Here is a 1,040-nt window from a genome sequence, read left to right as displayed (position 1 = left end):
CCCCGGCCCGCCGCGCAGCCGACCTGGGCCGCGTCCAGCCAGCCCAGCTTCCACTTGTGCCAGCCGAACAGGTCGGGTGCCAGCGCGAACTGGCTGCCCATCAGGTCCCAGTCGCCGACGTGGGTGTCCCAGTCGCCCTTGCCGTCCACGGGCCGGTGGTAGAGGTCGGGCAGGTCGAAGACGTGCCCGGTCTCGTGGGCGAGGACCAGCCGGTCCGGGGGGTGGTTCTCGAAGACGGTGACGATCCGGCGGATGTCGGTGCCGTCGGCCCGCAGCGGGGTGTCGAGGTTGACGACCTTCGTGGCGTCGGAGTCCACGCCCGGCGCGTCCGGGTCGGCGACCAGGTACACGATGTCGTACTGCGAGAAGTCGACCTGCCCGTCGGCCACGGCGAGCGCGTCGTGCAGATAGGCCGCCCGGTGGGAGACGGACCAGTCACGCTGTATGGCGTACGCGGTGGAGGGCAGCGGCATCCGGATCCAGTGCCGCAGGGCGTGCGGGCGCAGCGTGAACCTGCCGTAGGAGGCCCGCCGGAAGAAGTCGCTCGTGGCCGGGAAGTGGTCGGCGGCGAGTTCCTCGGGCGTGGTCAGGGGGTGCGAGTCCGGGAAGGACAGGAACACCATCACCGCGTCCAGCCGGCGGGTCGGACGGGGATAGGCGGCGTTCCAGGTGTCCAGGCCCTCGGAGTGGTGCGCGTCGGTGCGGGTCAGGACGCAGGGCTCCGCGGAGAAGGGCCCGGCGGAGGAGGGGACGGAGACCATCGAGGTCGCCGCGAGCGCCGACATGGTGGTGCACATCGCCGCCGTGCTGCGCAGCCGGGGCCGTACACCCGGACGGCGCAGCGCCCGGAGGGCTTCCCGGCCGAGTGCTCGTCCTCTCAGGGGGAGCTGACGCGGCACGGGGACCTCCGGGAGACGGTTCACGGGACACCGCACCCAGAGTGTGTGTGTTTGTCGTATTACGCCCTGTTCAGCTGCACCGGACGGGTGAGAATGCCGGGTCTTCGCACCGGGGACGGCGCCCGGGGCGCCCCGGGCCCG

General features: G+C 72.2%; 1 protein-coding gene. It reads right to left on the bottom strand.

The genetic code is table 11. The features are described 5' to 3' along the window. On the bottom strand, positions 1 to 899 hold an 899-nt coding region (locus tag B7L92_RS29935; RefSeq protein ID WP_081240486.1), incomplete at its 3' end, for a M6 family metalloprotease domain-containing protein. Between the last annotated feature and the right edge of the window lie 141 nt (positions 900 to 1,040).

It is taken from the genome of Streptomyces viridosporus, from assembly GCF_002078235.1.
Taxonomy (GTDB): Bacteria; Actinomycetota; Actinomycetes; order Streptomycetales; family Streptomycetaceae; genus Streptomyces; species Streptomyces viridosporus.
The sequence above is the reverse complement of the archived record's forward strand: the minus strand, read 5'-3'. Positions and strand labels throughout refer to the sequence as shown.